The sequence below is a fragment of the Marinobacter zhejiangensis genome (assembly GCF_900114775.1).
Classification (GTDB): Bacteria; Pseudomonadota; Gammaproteobacteria; order Pseudomonadales; family Oleiphilaceae; genus Marinobacter; species Marinobacter zhejiangensis.
Genome location: NZ_FOUE01000003.1, coordinates 61,930 through 76,764, shown reverse-complemented (window position 1 = coordinate 76,764; position 14,835 = coordinate 61,930). Strand labels below are relative to the sequence as shown.

General features: G+C 58.9%; 13 protein-coding genes. 10 read left to right on the top strand and 3 right to left on the bottom strand.

Annotated features, from left to right (window positions below):
- Positions 1-73: 73 nt before the first annotated feature.
- Positions 74-1,285: a zinc metallochaperone GTPase ZigA gene (zigA, locus tag BMZ67_RS10225; RefSeq protein ID WP_092022264.1), complete on the bottom strand. Its 1,212-nt coding sequence runs from the start codon at positions 1,283-1,285 to the stop codon at positions 74-76.
- Positions 1,286-1,460: 175 nt separating this feature from the next.
- Between zigA and BMZ67_RS10220 the strand changes: the two genes are divergently transcribed.
- The 10 genes from BMZ67_RS10220 (at position 1,461) to BMZ67_RS10175 (ending at position 12,531) form a co-directional block, all read left to right on the top strand.
- Complete coding sequence (locus tag BMZ67_RS10220) at positions 1,461-2,789, top strand: hypothetical protein (RefSeq protein WP_245749948.1); 1,329 nt, start codon at positions 1,461-1,463, stop codon at positions 2,787-2,789.
- Positions 2,790-2,867: 78 nt separating this feature from the next.
- A complete protein-coding gene (locus tag BMZ67_RS10215) occupies positions 2,868-3,992 on the top strand; it encodes a TonB-dependent receptor (RefSeq protein ID WP_092022263.1) in 1,125 nt (374 codons plus the stop codon).
- Positions 3,982-4,929 carry a metal ABC transporter substrate-binding protein gene (locus tag BMZ67_RS10210; RefSeq protein ID WP_092022262.1) on the top strand — a complete coding sequence of 316 codons (948 nt, stop codon included), beginning with the start codon at positions 3,982-3,984 and terminating at the stop codon, positions 4,927-4,929. Before BMZ67_RS10215 ends, BMZ67_RS10210 begins: the two co-directional genes overlap by 11 nt.
- Positions 4,926-5,720 (top strand): metal ABC transporter permease, encoded by a 795-nt coding sequence (locus BMZ67_RS10205; RefSeq protein WP_175481895.1) that lies wholly within the window; start codon positions 4,926-4,928, stop codon positions 5,718-5,720. The genes BMZ67_RS10210 and BMZ67_RS10205 overlap by 4 nt, the downstream gene beginning before the upstream one ends.
- A gap of 63 nt (positions 5,721-5,783) precedes the next feature.
- Positions 5,784-6,155, top strand: coding sequence for a VOC family protein (locus BMZ67_RS10200; RefSeq protein ID WP_092022261.1), 372 nt, complete (start codon positions 5,784-5,786; stop codon positions 6,153-6,155).
- A gap of 231 nt (positions 6,156-6,386) precedes the next feature.
- Positions 6,387-7,715, top strand: a complete 1,329-nt coding sequence (locus BMZ67_RS10195; RefSeq protein WP_092022260.1) for a PilZ domain-containing protein — start codon at positions 6,387-6,389, stop codon at positions 7,713-7,715.
- Positions 7,716-7,734: 19 nt separating this feature from the next.
- The gene (locus tag BMZ67_RS10190; RefSeq protein WP_092022259.1) at positions 7,735-10,299 is read left to right on the top strand and encodes an EAL domain-containing protein; all 2,565 of its coding nucleotides are present in this window, start codon (positions 7,735-7,737) and stop codon (positions 10,297-10,299) included.
- Positions 10,300-10,401: 102 nt separating this feature from the next.
- On the top strand, positions 10,402-11,409 hold the full coding sequence (locus tag BMZ67_RS10185; RefSeq protein ID WP_092022258.1) for a hypothetical protein: 1,008 nt from the start codon (positions 10,402-10,404) through the stop codon (positions 11,407-11,409).
- Between the two features lie 256 nt (positions 11,410-11,665).
- Complete coding sequence (locus tag BMZ67_RS10180) at positions 11,666-12,031, top strand: hypothetical protein (RefSeq protein WP_092022257.1); 366 nt, start codon at positions 11,666-11,668, stop codon at positions 12,029-12,031.
- A gap of 293 nt (positions 12,032-12,324) precedes the next feature.
- Positions 12,325-12,531, top strand: coding sequence for a cold-shock protein (locus BMZ67_RS10175; RefSeq protein ID WP_092022256.1), 207 nt, complete (start codon positions 12,325-12,327; stop codon positions 12,529-12,531).
- A 100-nt stretch (positions 12,532-12,631) separates the two neighbouring features.
- Here BMZ67_RS10175 and BMZ67_RS10170 read toward each other — a convergent pair whose 3' ends face one another.
- Both BMZ67_RS10170 and BMZ67_RS10165 read right to left on the bottom strand, forming a co-directional pair.
- A complete protein-coding gene (locus BMZ67_RS10170; RefSeq protein WP_245749947.1) occupies positions 12,632-13,837 on the bottom strand; it encodes an alginate export family protein in 1,206 nt (401 codons plus the stop codon).
- Between the two features lie 384 nt (positions 13,838-14,221).
- Entirely contained in the window at positions 14,222-14,824 is a 603-nt protein-coding gene (locus BMZ67_RS10165) for a hypothetical protein (RefSeq protein WP_092022255.1), read from the bottom strand.
- Between the last annotated feature and the right edge of the window lie 11 nt (positions 14,825-14,835).

The window sequence follows — 14,835 nt, the reverse complement described above, 5'->3', positions numbered from 1 at the left end:
TACCGGCGCAGTCTACCGCAAACCCGCAGCCGACGGGTTCTTCATTTCCGCAGTAACAGTCACTGCTCTCGGTTCACATGTCAGCGCCCCAGGCCGGGAACGGATCATTCAGGGTTTGCCAGAAAGCCTTACCGGCTAGCAGCTGCTCATCATCCAGCAGACAGCCATCGAGTTCGCGGCAGATTTCTTCGCGATCCAGGCTCTGACCGATGAACACCAGTTCCTGGCGCATGTCGCCGAATGGCTCTTCCCAGTTGGCGCGAATGGAGTCCCGATAGCCGGGATCTTCCGGCCAGTTCGCTTCCGGCACCGCCTTCCAGAACATACCCGCAAGTCCATGTCGGGCAATGCCGCCGGCCTGACTCCAGTGGCCCGCAAATTCCGGCCGGCTGGCCAGCCAGAAGTAGCCCTTGGAGCGAATCAGCTTACCGCTGCTCCGGGGGTGGTGGAGAAACGCAAAGAACTTGGCCGGGTGGAACGGTCGACGGGCCCGGTAGACAAAGCTGGAAATGCCATACTCCTCGGTTTCCGGCACATGTTCGCCACGCAGCTCTTTGAGCCAGCCCGGTGACTGCTGGGCGCGTTCGAAGCTGAAACGGCCGGTCCCCAGCACTTTCTCAAGCGGCACCGCGCCGTGCCGAATCGGTACCAGCTCGGCCTCAGCATTAAGGCCACGCAGGACCGCCATCAGGCGGGTCACCTCGGCGTCATCGACCAGATCGGTCTTGCTGATCAGGATGATGTCGCTGAACTCCACCTGGTCCACCAACAGCTCGGCGACGCTGCGCTCATCGTCCTCTCCCAGACTCTCGCCGGTGTCCTTGAGGGTCTGGGCCTCGTCATAGTCATTGAGGAAATTTGCCGCATCCACCACCGTCACCATGGTATCCAGCTGGGCCACATCCGACAGGCTGATGCCCTCCTCGTCGGCAAAGGTGAAGGTCTCCGCCACGGGCAACGGTTCCGAAATACCGGTGGATTCGATCACCAAATGGTCGAATCGGCCTTCGTCAGCCAGTCGCCGGACCTCCAACAGCAGGTCCTCCCGCAAGGTGCAGCAGATGCAGCCATTGCTCATTTCCACCAGTTTTTCCTCGGCGCGATTGAGTTGGACTTCCTGCTCTACCTGGGCGGCATCGATGTTCACTTCGCTCATGTCGTTGACGATCACCGCCACCCGACGCCCCTCACGGTTGTTGAGAATATGGTTGAGCACGGTGGTCTTCCCCGCCCCCAGAAACCCGGATAACACCGTTACCGGTAAGCGTCTATTTGTATTAGCCATTCATTTTCTCTCCCGAGGCCACTGGCCTTGTCGTTCAATTACAGGGGTTCACTTTTATTATGTTATAACATAACATTTTACATCGCCAAGTCGGTGACCGGTGCAAGTCATTCCCCAACGCCACCAGATCACCCTCAGGGAAAGCAACGTTATAACATTCATCAAGGAACCTCAGATGCGTATGAATCGCGACCTACACGTGCCCCTCTCTTCGGCCACACCCTCCCGGTTGGCATTGGTGGCCCCTCTGCTCGCCATGACATTAGCGGGCTGCGGCGGCAGCAGCTCCGACGACGACAACTATGGCCATGACCACACCGAGATCGAAAGCGCCGGCCGGCTGGCACTGTTCGACACCGGTACCGCCGCGTTGAAGGTGCTCGACCTGGACCAGGGGGCCGTACTTGCCAGCTTTGCGCTGCCCGGTGAAGCGCCCCGGCTGTACGCCTCCCCGGACCACCGCTACGGCGTCATCGTCCAGCGCGGCGATGATCGGGTGTCCTTCCTCGACAGCGGGTTGTATACCGAAGATCACGGCGATCACCTGCACGATTACGCCGAAACACCCGTCATGTTGAACCTCACCCTCAACGACCATCGCCCCACCCACTACACCCAGGGTGAGGATCATGGCGTGGTGTTCTTCGATGGCTCCAGCGGAACCGCCAGCGCCCGGGTCACTGTGTTTTCCGACATATCCCTGGGCGGCGGCTCGGCCCTGGCCAGTCTTGAGCGGGAAAACAACATGCATGGCGTGGCCAAGCTGCTTGGCGACCAGCTATTCGTGACCTACCGCGACCCGTCCATCACCGACACCACCCTGCCTGCTGAAGTGGAACGGTACAGCCTGGACGGCGACACCTTTGCCTTTGAAAACCGCTACACCGAGCAATGCCCGCTGTTGCACGGAACGGCCGCCAACGATCATGTACTGGGCTTCGGCTGCAGTGACGGCGTGTTAGTGATTGATCTCCAGGACGCCAGCTATGGCGCCCGCAAGCTGGCCAACCCAGCAACGCTGGCCGAAGGCAGCCGCATCGGCACTTTGGCGGGCCATAACAATGTCGAAGCGCTGGTAGGCATCGCCGGTGACCAGCTGTTCGTCATCAATGCGGAAGCCCCCGCAGAGCCCTATCAGATGTTGGATATAGGCGCAGGCATTGGGCGGGTAATCCAGGGCTTTGACGGCCACGGCGAGACCTTCTACGTGCTGGGAGACGACGGCAAGTTGCGCCTGTTTGACCCTGCCGCAAACTGGTCACTGACGGCCACCCTGGCGGTCACACAACCGCTGACCGAGGGTTCAACCACCCCGGCCATCGTTACCTCTGCGGCGGGCGACCGGCTCTTTGTCCTTGACCCCGACCGCCAGCGTCTTATCGAGATCGACAGTCACGACGGCGACACCGTCCGGACCCTGGATCTGGGATTCACTCCCGCTGCCAGCCTCGCCTGGCTAGGCCTGGCCGCAGACCAACACGGTGAAGACGGCCACGACCACTGATACCCGGCAGGCCCTCGGGCCTGCCTCTTTTCCCTACCGAATTCACCGGACCCTCCTGTCCGCAGCCAGAGGATTACCATGCGCTCCAATTCATTCCGCGCCGGCATTGCATTGCTGGCCTTCACCGCCATTCCCACTGTCCAGGCCAACGAACTGAACCCCGACATCAGCGTGGTGCTGGACGGCTACTACAAACAGAATCCCACCGCCCTGTCTCATCGTGACGAGGGCTTCGGCCTCGGCCACACCGAGCTGTCCCTGTCCGCTCCCGTCGACGACCTGTTTGAGGGCCGGTTGACCGCCGTGCTGGAAGAGCATGATGGCGAAAGCGAGGTGATGCTGGAGGAGGCCTTCCTGCAGACCACCGCCATGCCCTGGAACCTGAGCGTGCGCGGCGGCCGCTTCCTGTCCCAGGTAGGCTATCTCAACAGCCGCCACCTGCACGAAGATGATTTTGTCGAACGTCCTGCCGCCTACCGGGCCCTGCTCGGTAGCCACTACTTCGACACCGGCCTGCGCCTAAACCTGCTACTGCCAACACCGTTCTACTGGCAACTGGGCGCCGAGGCGTTTGATGGCAACCGCCTGTCCGAAGGCGAAGAAGACATCGGCGTCTATACCGTCAACACCCGCTTCGGCGGAGATATTGGCGATGCCCAGAGCTGGCAGGCCGGTCTATCCTACCTTCATAATCGCCAGACTGAGGGTCACACCGAAGAACCAGCCGGCGCAGAAACGGAGCCAGCCCACACTCACAGCCATGACCATGCCCACGGCGCTGGTTACACCGGCCAAAACCTCTACATCGCCGATTTGGTCTGGAAGTGGTCTCCCAACGGCAATACTCGCCAGCAGCAGCTGACCCTCAGCGGTGAGTACCTGTACGCCGATGACCTCAACGAGTACGCCACCTCCGACGACACCCACGAGGGCTGGTACGCCTCCGCGGTGTACCAGTTTGCGCCGCAATGGAGCGCGGGTGCCCGCTATGGCCAGGTCGATCTCCGGGCCGTCCACGGTGATCACTTTCACGACCAGAGCCTTAAGGAAAGTGATGTGATGCTGGCCTGGTCCCATTCCCACTTCTCCACGGTTCGCCTGCAATACACCCACCAGGACGGCGAAGGTTTTGATCAGGCAGACAACACGGTTATGGTTCAGTACGTCATGAGCCTGGGAGCGCACGGTGCCCATGGATTCTAAGCGGTTACTGCTTTTCTTGACGTTTGCCCTGCTGGTGGTGCCCTCGCCAGCGACCGCCAGCCTGCGGGTGTTTGCCTGCGAGCCGGAATGGGCCAGCCTGGTGCGCCAGCTGCTGCCGGACGCCGCCATCACCACGGCCACCACCGTCTGGCAGGACCCCCACTACATAGAGGCACGACCCAGCCTGATTGCGGCCATGCGCAACGCCGACCTGGCGGTGTGCACCGGCGCCTCGCTCGAAGCCGGCTGGCTTCCGACCCTGATCTCGCGGGCTGCCAACCGGGCTATCCGTCCCGGGCAGCCCGGCCTGTTCATGGCGGCGGACCAGGTCTCTTTGCACCAGCCCCACAATCATGTGGATCGCAGCCTGGGGGATGTCCACCCTGAAGGCGACCCGCACCTGCACCTGGACCCGGACAAGCTGCCTCAGGTGGCGACCGCCCTGGCCGACCGGCTCATCGCCATAGCTCCAGAGCAGGGCCGCGACATCCAACGGCGGCTGATTCAGTGGCGGGTACAGTGGAACTTGCAGCGGGCGCAATGGCGCCAGACGGCCCAGTCACTCGAAGGCATGACCCTGGTGGTGCAGCATTCCAACTTCGGCTACCTGTTGCGCTGGCTGGGGGTCGCCTCCGGCCCGGACCTGGAGCCAAAACCCGGCCTGCCTCCGACCGCAGCCCATCTCAACCAACTGCTGCAAGACCCACAACTGGAGCAGGCGCAGGGCATTCTGGTCAGCAGCTATCAGGACCGTCAGCCGGCTGAATGGCTGGCCACCCGCACCGGACTGCCGGTACTGGTGATGCCGGGCACGGTCACCGGGGCAGTGCCAACCGAGACCCTGGCGGCACTGATCGATCACATCCTGACGAGTCTCAAAGGGCTCAACCGGAGCGAGGCGGCTCGGCACGCCCAGGTACAGGAGGAAGCACCGTGACGGACTGGCTGTGGCTGTCCGTGCCCGTCGCCGCCAGCGCCCTGATGGCGGTGAGCCTGGTGCCTCTGGGGCAACGGGTTCTGGCACGGGGGGTCGTGTTTGCGGACCTGGCGATTGCCCAATGGGCAGCCCTTGGCACCCTGACTGGTCGAGCCTGGATGCCGAATCACACTGTCGCCGGTCTGCCGTTCAACAGCCTGCTGTTCGCACTGCTGGCGGTGACCCTGGTGCACCTGATGGTGCAGCGGGCTGCAGCTTACCGGGAGGCGCTGATTGGCTCGCTGTATGTATTGGGCGCCAGCCTGGCGACCCTGATCGTCAGCCATAACCCTCACGGCGCCCAGCACCTGGCGCAGACGCTGAACGGCGACTTGCTGTGGGTGACCCCCAGCGCCCTGCCCACACTTGGCATCATGGCAGCTCTGGTGTTGGCCTGGCAGGCCCTGCGGCCTTCGCCGCTGCAGGCCGGCCTGTTCCTGCCGCTGTTTGCGGTGGCGGTGACCCTGACGGTGGAACTGGCCGGTATCTACGTGGTGTTCGCCACCCTGATCGTCAGCCCACTCGCCCTGTGTCACCTTCGCAGCCGGGGTATCCTGGCGGCCGTCGCGGCGGCGCTCGCCGGTCATGCTCTTGGCCTCGCGCTCTCCGCACACTTCGACCTGCCCGCCGGCCCACTGGTGGTGACAGCGATTGTTGGGGTGGGCATGCTGGCGCTGGTAACCGACCGCCCATCAGTCAGCGATGGAAAACCTGATGCAGCACCATCAGTATCCAAGCCAGAGAACCGCTGAGGCTGACGGCGCTTCGGGAACCGGTTACAGTTGGCGACGACATACCTACAACGGAGAAACCAGATGATTGGATATGTGACGATTGGCGTTAGCGATATGGCCAAGGCCAAGGACTTCTATTCAGGCCTGCTGAGTGATCTCGGCGCCAAAGTGTTGCTGGACATGGGGCGCATTGCCTTCATCGGCAAGAGCATGGCCGAGCCCATGCTGGCAATCTGCACCCCCTTCGATGGCGAATCCAACCATCCCGGCAACGGCAACATGACCGCACTCCCTGCGGGTTCCAAGGAAGCGGTGGACCAGCTCTACCAAAAAGCCATCGAGTTGGGTGCCATCTGTGAGGGCGAACCGGGGCAGCGCATCCCCGGACAGTTTTACGGCGCCTATGTCCGTGATCCTGACGGCAACAAACTGGCATTTTTCCAGTTCGGATAATCCGTCCGCCAGCAACTCCTGGCATTTCAGGCCAAAGCTCTGATGGCCAACATTGACCGGCGATCAGAGCACCTGTAGTAATGTTTATCCCCCCGGATCGGCAAACAACGCAGACTTGGGGTTGCGCCTGAATGACTGATAATGCAAACGCAAATTGGCAGCGTTCAGCAGTTTGGTCCAGACTGTGACTTGGAAGGATCACCCGTCAAGACAAGGCCTTAGGAGCCAGCCATGAAACGGATGCATGGAGAATACCGTCGGCACTTACGTTCCGGAATTCGGATACCGGTTGTTTTAAGCTACGCCAATCACACCGTCGAAACCAATACACTGGACATCTCAGCCAGCGGAATACGACTGAAACGACCGAGCCGGGTCTACATCCGCCCAGGCGAAGTCATCGATATCAACTTTCGTGACCGCGCCGGCATGAAGGTCGTTGCCACAGTGGCCCACACCGGTAAGTCCCACATTGGCCTGCAGTTCAAGAACCGGCATTTTTCCGACGCGGAACTAAGAGAGCTCTATGGCGTTGCGCCATCCTGGCAACGACTGCTATCCAACAGCAAGCGTTCACTTTGGAAGAACAGTCGTCGCTTGGCCGTTTTTCTGGCCAACACTTATCTTCGTTCCCTCATACTTCGTCTCATCCGGCCCCAGTTCCTTTTTGCCGTTTACGGCAATAAAAAGCAGGTCGGTTCCTACTTCACCCCCGGCATGGCAAAACGAATGCCTTCCAACCTCGTTCTTGGTTACATTCGCAATGCCGACATGCGAGGCCTGATGGTAGCTTCGCAGTTCTTCGAGCACGAACTGCAAGAAGAACCTGATAAGGTCCGGCGCTACCTGGGCCAGTTGCAACAGGACTACCCCCAGGTAAAGCGCATCGCCTTGGTAGGGAGGCTACCCAACTTTGTGAAGAAGGCCGGTATCGAGATTACCGAGCCGCTGGTAGAGGGAAGCCTGGGTACTCGATACATGATCTGGGACATAGCACGGCAGATGCGTGAACGTCCGCAATACTGCAAACAGGACAGCATTGTTGTACTCGGCGGCGCTGGCCGCATCGGCAATGCGGTGTGCCTTGACCTGACCAGCCTGTTCAAGAACGTCATCGGGTTTGATCCCCGTTACGAGGAAGACAACGAAATTGACACCGGCCAGGGTACCGTTCTGCAAACCTCTTCGGTGGCACGCCTGCATGAAGAGAAGCTCTACATCGCGTTAACCCACCATGGTGATGCCGTCCTCGACCTGCACCACCATATCGCCCCGGGCTCCCTGATTGCAGACGATACTCACCCCTGTATCAGCCTGAAGGTTCGGAAGCGCCTACAGGAAAAACAGATTGCCGTGGAGAAAATCGTTCTGGCCCACGAGGAATTCATGATGTGGCCTCGCATGCCGGACTGGAATAACCGGGATATCCCGGGGTGTCTGGTTGAAGCCATGATCCTGCTGCGCCAGCCAAGCGCCGGTGAAGGTAACTTCACCTCGTTCTGTCAGGAAGCAGAATTCCTGGGATTCACCGGCCGTCTCGTACCGCCCTTGGACGAATAGGACAAGTGGACTGCGCGCCATGAGGAACCTCAACAGATGGGCAACCGGGCTAATGGTGGCGATGCTCTTATGGTCCCTGGGCGTCAGCGCGAAGGAACTGGTCGTCCAGGGGAATACCGGCCATTACAACCTGAACGACCGCATTGAGTACCTACTGGATGGCGACCGGTCCCTTGAGCAGGTATTGGCCCAGGGGGAGTGGCAGGAAAAATACGACGACAGCGTCCTGAACCTGGGCTTCACCGGTCAGGCGGTCTGGCTCCGGACCAACCTGCACATTCAGGAACCCCTCCCCCACCAATGGTACCTGGTGATTCCCTATCCATTACTGGAACATGTGGAGCTTTTTGTTCTGCGGGACGGGCGATTACCGGTGGTCTATCGCACCAGTCGCCAGGAAGCTGAACGCTGGCGAGAGCAGGCCCACAGCTACCAGGTTGCATTATCGTTACCCCGCGACCTGAGCGGCCCTGTGACCCTGGTACTGCGGGCGCAGTCAGCAACCTCCCTGCAAGTACCCGTAGAGCTGTGGCGAGAAGACCACCTGCTCCACCGCTTTTCTCGCGCAAGCCTCTATTGGGGCACCTACTTCGGTGTGTTGTGTGCCCTGGTGATCTACAACCTGTTCCTGTTTCTCTCCATCCGCGATTCGGCGTATGGCTATTACGTGCTGTACATCATTTCAGTCGGTCTTTTGACCCTATGCATCTCCGGCGTTGGCAGTGCCTGGCTTTGGGCCGGAGAACCGTTGCTGACCCGCTATGCCCTGCCCATCAGCACTGGTCTGGTGTCGCTGTTCGCCTTGATGTTTGCCCGCAGTTTCCTGAAATGGCAGGAGATTTCATCACGCTGGGACCTAAGCATGAAAGTCGCGGCGGGCCTGGCCGGGGTGTTGATTGTCTATACCTGGATAGACCCCGTTCACGGTGCGTTTCTGGCGGGCCTGCTGGGGACGATTGTGATCATCCTGCTCATTGCCGTAGGCATTGCCGGGCTCAAGGCTGGTGTCGCCATCGCCCGCTATTTCGTGCTGGCCTGGACGACCTTTGCCATCGGGGCAGCCCTGTACCTGATGAGCGTGTTCAATCTGCTTCCGGTCAACATCATAACCAACCATGCCATGCAGGTGGGGTCGGCGGCCGAAGTCCTGCTGCTGTCCTTTGCCCTCGCCCACCGCATCAAGGACGAGCGGGCCCGCAAACTGGCGGCACTGAGACGACAGCAAATGGCAGAGCACCAGGTACGGGACCTGGAAATGCGCTCCCTGGAGCTGGCAATGCACGACTCCACCACCAAGATGCCCAACGCGTCGCTATTAAACCAACGCTTGCAAGCACAGATGAATCTGGAGAAACGGGTCGCACTCACCCTGGTCCACTACCCGCAGGTTAAGGAAATTGCCTCCAGCATGGGCCACCGCTTGGCCGAAGAAATGTTTTGCCAACTGGTGAAGAAGCTCAACCAAACGCTGAACGGGCTCAGCGGGGCCATCTGCCTGGAGCAAACGCCTCCTGCCTTCATCGCCATTCCCGAATTCGGATCTGTGGCATTCCTGATTGATGTCAACGAACTGGAAGGCGCGCTGGAGCCCTTTGTCGAGCAAGTGGTCGGACACCATGAGGTCTCCGTCCGCTCCGTCAGGCTACCGGTGTTCATGAACCTGCATTGTGGGGTGGCAGTTGCCCCGGAGCACGGTGACAGCACCGAAATACTCTATCAGCATGCCTCAGCAGCGCGGGACCGCAGTGAATCCAGCAAAGACCCAGTGCAATTCTACAACGATGAAATCTCCGACTTCGCCCGCCGTCGCCTGGACCTGTTGACGGCTCTGCCTCCGGCCATCGAAGCCGGGGAAATGGAGCTGTACCTGCAACCGCAGATGGGCAGTGACGGGCGGGAACTGGTCGGTGCGGAAATGCTACTGCGATGGCAGAGCCCCCGCTTTGGGCCGGTGCCGACCTGGGAGCTGATCGAGATTGCCGAAAGCGCCGGACTGATGGATTTGTTATCCCGACATGTGGTCGCCCTGGCCTGGAAAACCATGCAAAACCTTCGGGCGCGGGAGCTGGATATTACCTGCAGCATCAACCTGTCGGTGCAGAACCTCACCAACAGCCGTTTCGTGCCCTATGCCCTGGCCGGTATCCGGGAACACGGAATTCCAACGAACCGGGTCATCTTCGAAGTGACCGAAACCTCCATGATGCACAACATGGACGCGGTCATCGGTTCACTCTTACTGATTGCTGACAGTGGATGCCGGATAGCACTGGATGATTTTGGCACGGGCTACTCCTCCCTGGCCTATTTAAGCCGCCTCCCTATTCACGAGCTGAAGATAGACCGCTGCTTCATCAGCCAGATGTGCACCAGCCGCAATGACCTGGGGATTGTCCAGAACACCTTGAAACTGGCCCGCACCCTCAACCTGGAAGCGGTTGCCGAAGGTGTCGAAGACAGCGCTACCATGGAACTGCTCAGCCAGCTCGGCTGTCACCGGCTCCAGGGTTACCTGTTTGCCAAGCCCATGCCGGTTGAGGAGTTCCTGGAATGGGCACCGGCGCAAAAAAACCGCGCCCTTTAGCCCCCGTCCAGTAAAAAACCTACTGATTCCGTTCACTTTTCCCTATTATTCTCAGAGCCTGGCCAGCCCAGGCTCTAGGATCACCACCGGGAAAGGACGTCCATGCTCAAGAAAGCCGCCATCATTATCTGCGTTGTTATCATCGGGTTCGCAGGCCTGCGCCAGATCAGCCAGTCCATGGACCAGGCAACCCGATACGATCAACAAATGGACGCTCAGCGACAAGACATCTTGTCGAAGCGGCAGGAATTAGTCGACCAACTGCAAACCGTTGAAGCCAAACCCAACCCATCCGATCACGATCGCTGGCTCATGGCGCACCTCACAAAATCCATTGAAGGACTGGATAAGGTCATCGGCACTGTCGATGCCGGCCAGCAACGCATGGCACGCCAGTCGTTTCGAACCTGGGCGGGCCTAGGCGGGGTATTCCTTGGGCTGGCAACGTTTGCGCTGGTCTTCGCATACCGCCCGGACAGCCAGCTGTCAGCGGAAGATCGCGCGCTGCTCCAACACCCCCTATCCCAAACGGATGGTATTCGCCTGGACCCACAATCCTATCAATCTGAAGCCGCACCGGTTTCCTCCGGCGCAAACTTCGTTACCGGGCGTATTCGCCAACAAGATATCGCAACCCTTAGAATCCAGGGTGGACGGATGATGAAGGCCTTTGCCGCCGCCTTCATCATGGGCCCGGTCACCTATCTGGGCATTGATGGTTACTACCTGCTAACGGATGTGTTGAATCGGGGCATGGAGGCGGAGTTCAGCAGCGTTCTGGACAGTCTGGTCATGATGGCCAGCTTTGGCCTGGGCGCTATTCTGATCCTGAATGCCGGAGGTCCCGCCATCACGGTGGACCGCCAAGCACAGGTGTTCCGCGTTGCCGGTAAACAGTCAGACATCCCGTTCGGGGACGTCGCTTCACTGCAGTTCAACGACATCCTCGTCACCGGCAAATACACCCATCAGAACCACCAGATTCAGCTGAACCTGAAAAATGGCCAATCCCTCTCATTGCTCAACCATGCCGGAAAAGAGCAAATGCAGGCAGACCTGATCCGCCTGGCACGCTTCACCGGACTGCCCATCGCAGTTCCAGCCGTCTGATCAGCAGAACGCGGCCAGCCCCTAACTGGTCGCAGAGTGATCAGCCAGCTTACGCGTCGTTACAAAAGAAACATTACGCTTCGATTCCTACACCAATCTCAGCGAAACCATTGTGGAAGGGATGTTGACGCCTATTGGCCCGAATAGCGACGATGGGCGCTGGAGACACGCGTTCCACGTGTCTTCCGGGCGTAAAAATCCTACGCCCCGGTAACAACACAATAACTACTATCCATTCAATGGAGCACAATAAACCATGGCCAATATCACCACCTCCCTCGATGAGATTCTCGACATCGATGGCGCCGTAGGCGCAGCCCTCGTGGATTTTGAAAGCGGCATGTGCCTTGGCACCGCAGGTACTCCGGGTTTTGACCTGGAACTGGCGGCAGCGGGCAACACCGAAGTCGTACGCGCCAAGAAGAACATCCGTGACCAGCTGGGGCTGTCTGACCGCATCGAAGACATCCTGATCACTCTGGACAGTCAGTACCACCTGATCCGTATGGTGGGCACAACCATGTTCTTCTACCTCGTCCTTCAGCGGGACAAATCCAATCTTGCCCTCGCTCGAAAACAGCTCAGTACCATTGAAAAAGCGCTGGAGATTGAGCGTAGTTAAGCCAGCAGACACACGTTAGCCCTGGCTCTGGTGGCCGGTTAACGCCGGCCACACGAGTTTTCTGAATGCGGGTATATGCCTACAAAAAACTGTGGCTATTTTTTACCCACTGACGTAGAGTAGCCCCCGTAGGAAAAAGTTAGCAAAGCAGTTCACGAATAAGACGTAGTTAAAGTTGTAGTACCCGTCCTGTTTTTGATTCCGCCTGTTTATTAGTTCCCGCACTCTGTTGGCACAGCCCTCCTATCGTTGGGCACCAACGCTCTTAATGATTGAATTCAGGAATATTATTTATGTCTACTACAACCGGTACCGTTAAGTTCTTCAACGAAGCTAAAGGCTTTGGTTTCATCACTCGTGAAGGCGGCCCTGACGTATTCGTTCACTACAGCGCCATTCAAGGCGGTGGCTTCAAGACCCTGGCTGAAGGCCAGCAGGTTGAGTTCACCGTGACTCAGGGCCAGAAAGGTCCTCAGGCGGAGAATGTTGTCGCGCTGTAATACGCGGACAATATCCCCAAAAAAAGGCAGCTTCGGCTGCCTTTTTTCGTTGAATCACCTCGGTAACGGTACGCTTATCACCAGTCTCAACATGCGATGATTAGAACCTGGCGCCGAGGGTGACCCAGAGCTTGCTGGTGTCAACTTTGCCCGCCGAAGCATCGCCCGCCATGTAGGCGGCGTATTTGAGGCCGCCGTAATAATGCTCGCCAAAGCCTCGGTTGTAGGCCACGTCCACTTCGCTACCGAGGTCGTCATAGCCCGCACTGTCATCATCCGCACTGAAGTCATGATAGGCCAGCACCCACTTGCCTCCAGCCATGGGTATTACCGCTGTGGCCATCAAGTCCTGAAGACCGCCGGCCGGCGTCGCCAGGAACTGGTCGGCCCACCCATTAAACGCATGCAGGGTCGCCAGCGGCGTGGCAAAGCCGTAGGTGCCGTCATCCGACCCCAGCACCTCATAGGCCACTGAGAAGGTCATGCCCTTGGCGTTCAGCCCAAGCAACGCCCGATAATAATCAGCCTCGGCATCACTGCCGCCACTGTCCGCTTCCTGGGTGGCGTATTCCAGCTCATACACCAGACCAAGATCGTCGACGTCGGTCTTTCCAGAGAAACGCAGACCGTAGGTATCCAGACCGTTGTCGATGTGGTTGTCGAGCTCCAGCAAGTAGGCGTACCCGGTCACAGTCCCCAACGGGGAAACATAACTGGCGTGCATCAGGTTGTCTTTTGCTGCCTGATCCCTGGCCTCAGCGAAGATTCGGTTGCGGTTGGTAATGTAGGCATAATCAAAACTCACGTCACCCTGGGCATAGCCCAGACGAGCACCATCAAACGTCTGACGATCCTGCCGCCAGCCAACGGCACCAACAAAGCGCTGGTTGTCAAAGGTAATGACCTGGCGACCACCCCGGGCGGTCAGACCGGACTGGCTGTACTGCAGGAACGCCTGGTCAACCTCTGTGGTTTCCGGATCAGCGATCACTGAGTGGTCGGTATGCTGACCAAGCGTGTCGTTATAGTCATCCACATTCACCACAACCCGCGAATCCTCAAACTCCAACACACCGCTCACCCCCTCGAACGTGCCGGTCTTATAACCCAACCGGGTTCGGAGCGTGAGGGCATTCCCATCCTTAAGGGCGTTGTCCTGATCCACATTCTCGTAACGCAGGCGAAAATCGCCATACGGGGTACCCTCGCTGAACGCCTGGGTCAGAGTGTCTGCAGCCAGGGCACTGCCACAGGCCATAACGGTACCGAACAACAGGCCGGTTTTTCGCATCGTGTAACGTGTCATACGTTCTCTCCTGAGTCTCTCTGGTTTTGTCATCGCACGTAATGCCTTGGTCCAAAAGCTCGGTAATGCGTTTTTTTCGCCGGCTGTTGTCATTATTTGAGGCAAAAAAAAACGCTTATCAGGCCGGGGTTGAACCCCGGACGGATAAGCGTCTTTGCTCCTGGTGACCAATCGGCCAGTTCCGGGGCTCAGAATAACTCCCTCAAAGCTGGCGAGGTAAGGCTAGGCATGGAACGTGCCAAACACGCGATCAAGACCTAACAGACTGTAATATAAAACGTTCTTCTTAAACTGAAGGGAAACACTTGAGCGGCTGTGCCGCTTTATGCGTCAAAATAGCGGTGACGTGCCTTAAAAGAGATCAACACAACGCCAAGGGACGTTTCAGCAGCCCCATTCCCGACTGAGGTCAAAGAACACCTGTCCGACCAACTCCGGAACCCTCGCTTCGGTTACAGAAAAACCAACGGTCGGTTCATACACAACGTCACTGGGGGTGCCGATCGCGGCCGCGGGAACCGTTATCAGGACCGAAACCGGGGCGCCGTTGAGCACAGCAAAAGGCTGACCGTCAGGGTTCACCAGCTGGATGCGACACTGCGACGGGTCAAATCGCCAGGCCCCGCTGAACCCGAAACTGCTCACCAACTCATAGTCAGGGCGGTCAGACACCGTTAGCGCCGCCCCTGTTTCCATTTCCACCTCTGGCGCTCGTGTATGCAGCTTGTCCAGAGTGAATGTCCCCGCTCTGCCTGTTGCCACCACCGAGCGACCAGAGCGAGGGCCATCGCTGACCAGCACCAACCGGTAACGATGTTCCCGATAGGACGTCGTCAACAGTGCGTCAACAGAGACCCGGCCAGCCGTGGCGTCAGGGGGCGGCGGCGTATGAATGGGGTCGTTTGCCTTCCGATAAAGCTGACAGCCAGACGCCAGCAAAACGGCAAGGAGCGCCAGCACTAATCGGCCTGTCACGTTCTTTAACATGTTCCATCCTT

Bases quoted from the DNA above. Each gene is read 5' to 3' on its own strand.
- zigA (WP_092022264.1), bottom strand. From the start codon at position 1,285: ATGGCTAATACAAATAGACGCTTACCGGTAACGGTGTTATCCGGGTTT.
- BMZ67_RS10220 (WP_245749948.1), top strand. From the start codon at position 1,461: ATGCGTATGAATCGCGACCTACACGTGCCCCTCTCTTCGGCCACACCC.
- BMZ67_RS10215 (WP_092022263.1), top strand. From the start codon at position 2,868: ATGCGCTCCAATTCATTCCGCGCCGGCATTGCATTGCTGGCCTTCACC.
- BMZ67_RS10210 (WP_092022262.1), top strand. From the start codon at position 3,982: ATGGATTCTAAGCGGTTACTGCTTTTCTTGACGTTTGCCCTGCTGGTG.
- BMZ67_RS10200 (WP_092022261.1), top strand. From the start codon at position 5,784: ATGATTGGATATGTGACGATTGGCGTTAGCGATATGGCCAAGGCCAAG.
- BMZ67_RS10195 (WP_092022260.1), top strand. From the start codon at position 6,387: ATGAAACGGATGCATGGAGAATACCGTCGGCACTTACGTTCCGGAATT.
- BMZ67_RS10190 (WP_092022259.1), top strand. From the start codon at position 7,735: ATGAGGAACCTCAACAGATGGGCAACCGGGCTAATGGTGGCGATGCTC.
- BMZ67_RS10185 (WP_092022258.1), top strand. From the start codon at position 10,402: ATGCTCAAGAAAGCCGCCATCATTATCTGCGTTGTTATCATCGGGTTC.
- BMZ67_RS10180 (WP_092022257.1), top strand. From the start codon at position 11,666: ATGGCCAATATCACCACCTCCCTCGATGAGATTCTCGACATCGATGGC.
- BMZ67_RS10175 (WP_092022256.1), top strand. From the start codon at position 12,325: ATGTCTACTACAACCGGTACCGTTAAGTTCTTCAACGAAGCTAAAGGC.
- BMZ67_RS10170 (WP_245749947.1), bottom strand. From the start codon at position 13,837: ATGACACGTTACACGATGCGAAAAACCGGCCTGTTGTTCGGTACCGTT.
- BMZ67_RS10165 (WP_092022255.1), bottom strand. From the start codon at position 14,824: ATGTTAAAGAACGTGACAGGCCGATTAGTGCTGGCGCTCCTTGCCGTT.